This is a genomic window from Nonomuraea sp. NPDC001684 (assembly GCF_053596515.1).
Genome location: NZ_JBSFGJ010000525.1, coordinates 1 through 6,029 on the forward strand (window position 1 = coordinate 1; position 6,029 = coordinate 6,029).

Consider the following 6,029-nt stretch of genomic DNA (forward strand, 5'->3'; position numbering starts at 1 on the left):
CCGGTGCGCGGCTCCCACACCCGGACGACGCCGTCGTTGCCGCTGGTGGCCAGCATCGAGCCGTCGGCGCTGAAGCGCACCGACGAGATCCGCCGGCCGTGGCCGCGCAGCACCCGCTGGCACTGCCCGGAGATCGGGTCCCACAGGCGCACGGTGCCGTCGTTGCTGCTGGTGGCCAGCTGCTGGCCGTCGGGACGGAACGCGAACGGCCAGACCGAGCTGCGATGCCCGGTCAGCTCGACGCGCTTGCCGCCGCCCACGGGCTGCAGCCGGACCGTGCCGCCGGAGTCGCCGCTGGCCAGCGTGCGGCCGTCGGGGCTGAAGGTCACCTGGTAGACGGCCGCCGTGTGGGTGGTGTGCACGCCGAGCGGCTCGCCCGACGCCTCCCACAGGCGCACGCTGCCGGACGTGTCGCCGCTGGCCAGCATCGAGCCGTCGGGGGAGAACGTCAGGCAGTAGACGCTGCCGGTGTGGCCGGTCAGCTCGTGCCGGGGGGACCAGGTGGCGGTGTCCCAGAGCCGGATCGTGCCCGCCTCGTCGCCGGTGGCCAGCAGGGTGCCGTCGGGGCTGTGCACGGCCCGGTAGACGCTGCCGCGGTGGCCGTCGAGGGTCACGGCCGTCTGCCCGGCGCTCAGGTCCCAGACCCGGACGACGCCCGCGGAGTCGCCGGTCACGAGCTGGGAGCGGCCGAAGGAGGCGGTGTAGACCGGCGCGCGGTGGCCCGGGAGCTCGTGGACCAGCCGGCCGGTCGCGGTCTCCCACACCCGGACCACGCCGTCGCCGCCGCCGGCCGCCACCAGCTCGCCCGAGGCGCTGAGGCGTACCGGCCACACGCCGTCGGGATGGCCGGTCAGGGTGTGCAGGCGCCGGCCGGTGAGGGTGTCCCAGAGCTGGACCGTGCCGTCGCTCGCGCCGGTGGCCAGCAGGTCGCCGGCGAAGGTGACGGCGTAGACGCGGCCGCGGTGGCCCTGGAGGGTGCGGACCGGGGAGCCGCCCGCGCACAGCAGCACGCCGCCGTCCTCGTTGCCGATGGCGATGGTCGAGCCGTCGGGGCTGTAGGCGATGGGCTCGGGCAGGCGGGAGGTCTGGAAGTGGTAGCCGTACGGGACGCCGATGCCGGCCGGCGCGAACTCCACCTCCACCGGCTGGCCCGGCACCACCGCCGCGCCCGGCAGGTGCGGCAGCGTGCCGGTGACGTTGATCAGGGACGCCCGGTGCCAGCGGGCGCCCTCGACCGTGACGTCGCTCAGGTCGACCTGCGCCAGCCGCGCGCCCGACAGGTCGGCCCCGGTCAGGTCGGCGCCGGTCAGCCGGGCGCCGTCGAGCCGGGCGCCGGCCAGGCTCGCGTCGCGCAGGACGGCCCTGGACAGGTTCGTGCCGGCGAGGGTGGCCTCCGACAGGTCGGCGCCGGTCAGGTCGACCTCCTGCAGGTCGCGCGCCGACAGGTCTTCGCCCTTGAGGTTCGCGCCGCGCAGGTCCGCCTTGGCCGGGGTGCGCAGCCTGGCCGCGATCTTGACCGCGTTCGCCCTGGCCACGTCGTCGGCGGGCGGGTCGGCCACCCAGGCGCGCAACGCCCGCACGTCGGCCAGGTCGCACAGGAACTCGACGGTCAGCGCCGACAGCGGCCTGCGGGTCAGCGGGAGGGGATTGTCGAGGTTCGCGGCGATGTGGCGGGCGATGAGCCATTCCATCACCGAGGCGTGGATGAACCCGAACATGCCCTCCTCGGTGCGCACGAGCAGGCTGCCCGAGCCCATCGCGTGCGCGGCGTGCGCGGGCGAGAGCTGGCCCGAGGCCAGGTCGCTCAGCGTCTCGCCGATCTCGGTCAGCTCGTCGACGCCGAGCAGCGTCTCGCCGCTGTCCCACAGGCGCAGCGCCAGTGCGGTCACCACCCGCCACAGCTCGCCGATCGACAACGCGCCGGGCGAGCCGGGCACGCGGGCCCGCCGCTCCTCGAAGGCCAGCCAGGTGCTGAGGATCTCCTCGTACAGCAGGGCCGGGCTGAGGGTGTGCTGGGCGCCGGCGACCGTGCGCAGGCGGTCGGCGTCGAGGTCGGCGATGAAGCTGAGCATGCGCGGGTTCTGGGCCAGCGCCAGCAGGTCTTTGATCTCGCCCATGAGCGACATGCGGGCGCCGGCCTCGTCGCCGTCGTCGAACCGGTTGGCCAGGTAGGAGCGGATCTGGTCGTGCGTGAAGTCCTCCACGCTGAGCACCCGCCGCTGCGGCAGCACACCCACCATCTCGCCGAGCGAGGTCAGCACCTGGCTGTGCGACTTGAAGTGCTGCGTACGGCTGGCCACCACGATCTTGGCCTTGTCCTCGGCCGCGGCCAGCAGGGTGGCCAGGTGATCGGCCGCCCGGTCGTAGGTCAGCCGGGTGACCAGCTCGTCGAACCCGTCGAACAGCAGCACGATGCGCCCCTGCCGGAGCAGGTAGCGGAACGCCTTGAGGTCGATGAACTCCTCGCCGTGCCCGGCCAGGTGCGCGGCGACCAGGGCGTCGACCGAGTGGGCCTTGTCCAGGGCGCGCAGCTCGATGAAGATCGGCGTCAGGTGCGGCAGCTCGGCCGGGATGCGCCTGGCCAGCTCGCGCAGCGCGAACGTCTTGCCGTGGCCGAAGTCGCCGAGCAGCAGCAGGAACCGGCCGTGGTCGGCGGCCAGCAGCCGCATCAGCTCGTCGGTGAGCCCCTGCCTGATCTGGCTGCCCGGCCGGTCGAGCTCGCGGTAGCGCTGGGGGACGTAGAGGCCGGGCGGGTAGCGGCGGTCGCCGGTGAGCCGGGCGGTCTGCTCGGCGACATATCCCGACAGGTCGAGCAGGCCCTGGAACTCCAGGAAGCTGCGCACCCGCACGCCCTTGCGCATGAGGTCGTCGCGGAGCGCGCGGGAGGCCGGCGGACCCTGGTAGATCAGCTCGGCGGCCAGGTCGGCGGCGTGGGCGCGGCGGGCGAACCCGGTCGCGGCGGCCTCGGTCAGCTCGCCGACGTGCGCGCCGATCATGAGCTGCCGGACGAACCCGTCCTCGGGATGGGTGACCACCAGGTGGTCGGGGAAGCGCCGGATCTTGGCCCGCTCGTGCCGGGCCTCGCAGACCTCGGTGATGCGGTCGAGCAGCAGCTCGACGGGGCTCGGCTCGCGCTCCTCGGGCTGGGGGGCGGGCGGCGGGGTGCCGGGGGTCTCGCCGGTGAACGTGGCCCGCACCGCCCGCCAGCCGTGCCGGGCGCGCGCGGGCTTGCCGGTGTCGGGCGTCCAGGTGCGCATGCCGTCGGGGGAGATCTCGATCACCTGGTGGCGGCCGGAGCGCGGGGCCGCGACCGCGGCGAAGCCCGGCCGCGGCTCGGCGGCCGGGACGCCCGCGCCGGACCCGTGGAAGAGCAGGTTGAGCCGGTGGGTGAGCAGCCGGTCGAACGTGGGCGCGTCGCGCAACGCGGCGGGCGGATGGCCGATCGCGCCCAGCCGCAGCCAGGCGCTCTCCTCGTAGGGGCGCAGCCGCTCGGCGAACCACGCGGCCTGCGCCTCGCCCAGCAGCGCGTACGCGTCACGCTCCAGATGGCTCATCGCCATCGTCGAGTTGAGCCCGGCCACGACCACCCTCAGGTCGGGCACCTCGAACAACGTCCAGGGCTGGCCCCCGTCGAACACCCGGTCGTCGAGCCCCTGGTACACCTCGCGGAACAGCCCGGCGAAATGCCGCCACTTGGGCCAGTAGGGGGGCTGCGGGCTCACGTCGTCGGCCTCGCAGGTCATGAAGTACGCGCTGGCCGCGGCCTTGGTGACGTCGCGCGGGCCGGGCAGCAGCACCAGCCGGTGGGGCTCCAGCCCGATCAGCAGCCGCAGATCCGTGACGAACTGCGTGGCCTGCGCGAACTGCCCGAGGCTGCCGGACTCGGTCAGGTCGCCGCTGACCACCATGAGGTCGGGACGCGGCATGCCCCGGTCGTACATGGCCGTCAGGTCGGCCCAGATGCGGGCCTGCATGTCCTCCGGCGTGAACGGCTCGCCGGGATCGGGCAGCGCCCGCCCGAACCTCGGCCCGCCGATGTGCAGGACGTTGACCGACTCCCGCCCGCGGTCGTCGCCGCCCGAGGGCGGGAACTTGGGGGCCGTCACCGGGGTGCGGCGGGCCCTGGCCAGGTCGGTCGTCGGGGGCAGCGTCGGGACGGCCGGAGGCGGCACGACCCGGCCGGAGGGGAAGGCGGGGGCCGCCGCCGGCTTGGCCCGCCCGGCCAGCGCCTCGCCGACCCGGCCCAGCAGCAGCGCCCTGGCCTGCCCGGAGTCGGTGACGCCGAGCAGATCGACCCAGGTGATCGTGGACAGCAGGCCCTCCAGCTGCACGTCCTCCAGCCGGATCGTGACGAGCTTGTTGGAGGGGTTGTCGGGGTCGGCGCGCATGGCCGCCTGCCACTCCATGCGCCCGTAGCGCGAGGTGAGGTAGTTGCGCGAGAGCACGGCCACGACGAGCTGCGCCTCGCTGACCCCGCGGTCCATGAAGTCGATGAAGTTGGTGCCGGGCACGAAGTCCCAGGCTTGGATCATGGTCCGGTAGCCGGCCGCCTCCAGCTCCCAGGCGATCCAGGTCGCCCAGGCGGTGTCGGCCGGGGAGTAGCTGACGAAGATCTCGGTCGGCCTGCCGTCACGTGCCATCTGCTCAGTATCCACCGAGGAATCGGTGATTTGGAGTCAGTGTGCGATCATCGTCGAGTGTGGCGGCGTCTGGCTGTGCTCGATCTGATCCGGATCGGGCTGCTTGCTCTCGGTCTGGTCTTCGTGGCGACCGGTCTGCTGCCGTGGCGCGACGCCGTCGAGAGCCTGGAGGCGATCGGGCCGCTGCTGATCTTCCTGGTCGCCATCATCGTGCTGGCCGAGCTGACCAAGGAAGCGCAGGTCTTCGACGCCATCGCGGCCAGGATGGCGGTGCTCGGCCGCGGTAACTACACCGCACTTTTCTTTCTTTGTACGGCTTTCGCGTCATTTGTCACGATTTTTCTGAACCTTGACACCACCGCCGTCCTGCTCACCCCCGTCATGCTCGCCCTGGCGCCCCGGGCCCGCATCGCCGCCCTGCCGCTGGCGATGACCACCATCTGGCTGGCCAACACCGCGAGCCTGCTGCTGCCCGTCTCCAACCTGACCAACCTGCTCAGCGTGGACAAGCTCGGCCTCGACGCCCAGGGCTTCGCCGCCCGCATGTGGGCCCCGCAGATCGCCTCGATCGCGGTGACGATGGTGTTCCTGTGGGTGTTCTTCTGGCGCCGGGGCGAGCGCCGCGACCTGCGCTACACGCCGCCGGTGCTGGAACCGGTGGCCGACCGCGTGCTGTTCGGCGCGGCCTCGGTCGGCTGTCTGCTGTTCATCGCCCTGCTGCTGCTCAAGGCGCACGTCGCCGTCGCCGCCACCGCCGCGGCGGTGCTGGTGGTGGCCGCCTTCCTGGTGCGCGACCGGGCCAAGCTGACCTGGAGCCTGCTGCCCTGGCAGCTCGTCATCTTCGTGACCGGGCTGTTCCTGGTGGTGCCCACGCTCAGCGCCCACGGGCTCGACGCGCTGATGACGTGGATGATCGGCACGGAGGGCGACCCGTACCGGACGGCCGCGGTGGGCGCGGGCCTGTCGAACGCGATCAACAACCTGCCCGCCTACAAGGCCGTCGAGGCGGTGATCCCGGCCGCCGACCAGGACCGCCTGCTGGCCCTGCTCGTGGGCACGAACGTGGGCACGGTGATCACCCCGTGGGCCTCGCTGGCCACGCTCCTGTGGTTCGAGTCGTGCCGCCGCCACGGCGTCGCGGTGCCGCTGCGCCGCTTCCTGCTCACCGGCGCCGGCCTTGCCGTCACCGGGCTGCTGGCCACGGTCTGGGCCCTGGTCACGTTCGGCTGAGCGCCGGGGGCGTCAGCCGGGCAGCAGCGACATCAGCCCGGGCAGCGCGCGCGGGTGGGCGGCCACGAAGCTGCGGTCCTCGGCCGCCCTGGACACGCTGGTCGCCGAGCAGAAGATCGCGGCGTACGGCGTCAGCGTGGAGACCTGCGAGGAGGCGCT

At 73.2% G+C, this 6,029-nt stretch carries 2 protein-coding genes; one reads left to right on the top strand and one right to left on the bottom strand.

The genetic code is table 11. The annotated features are described in order from the left end of the window. A partial coding sequence (locus tag ACWCSD_RS46030; RefSeq protein WP_449924994.1) for a TIR domain-containing protein occupies window positions 1-4,640 on the bottom strand: 4,640 nt, incomplete at its 3' end. 75 nt (window positions 4,641-4,715) lie between these two features. On the opposite strand from ACWCSD_RS46030, the gene ACWCSD_RS46035 reads away from it, so the two are divergent. After that, window positions 4,716-5,870 (top strand): SLC13 family permease, encoded by a 1,155-nt coding sequence (locus ACWCSD_RS46035; RefSeq protein WP_449924997.1) that lies wholly within the window; start codon window positions 4,716-4,718, stop codon window positions 5,868-5,870. The last annotated feature ends 159 nt before the right edge of the window (window positions 5,871-6,029 follow it).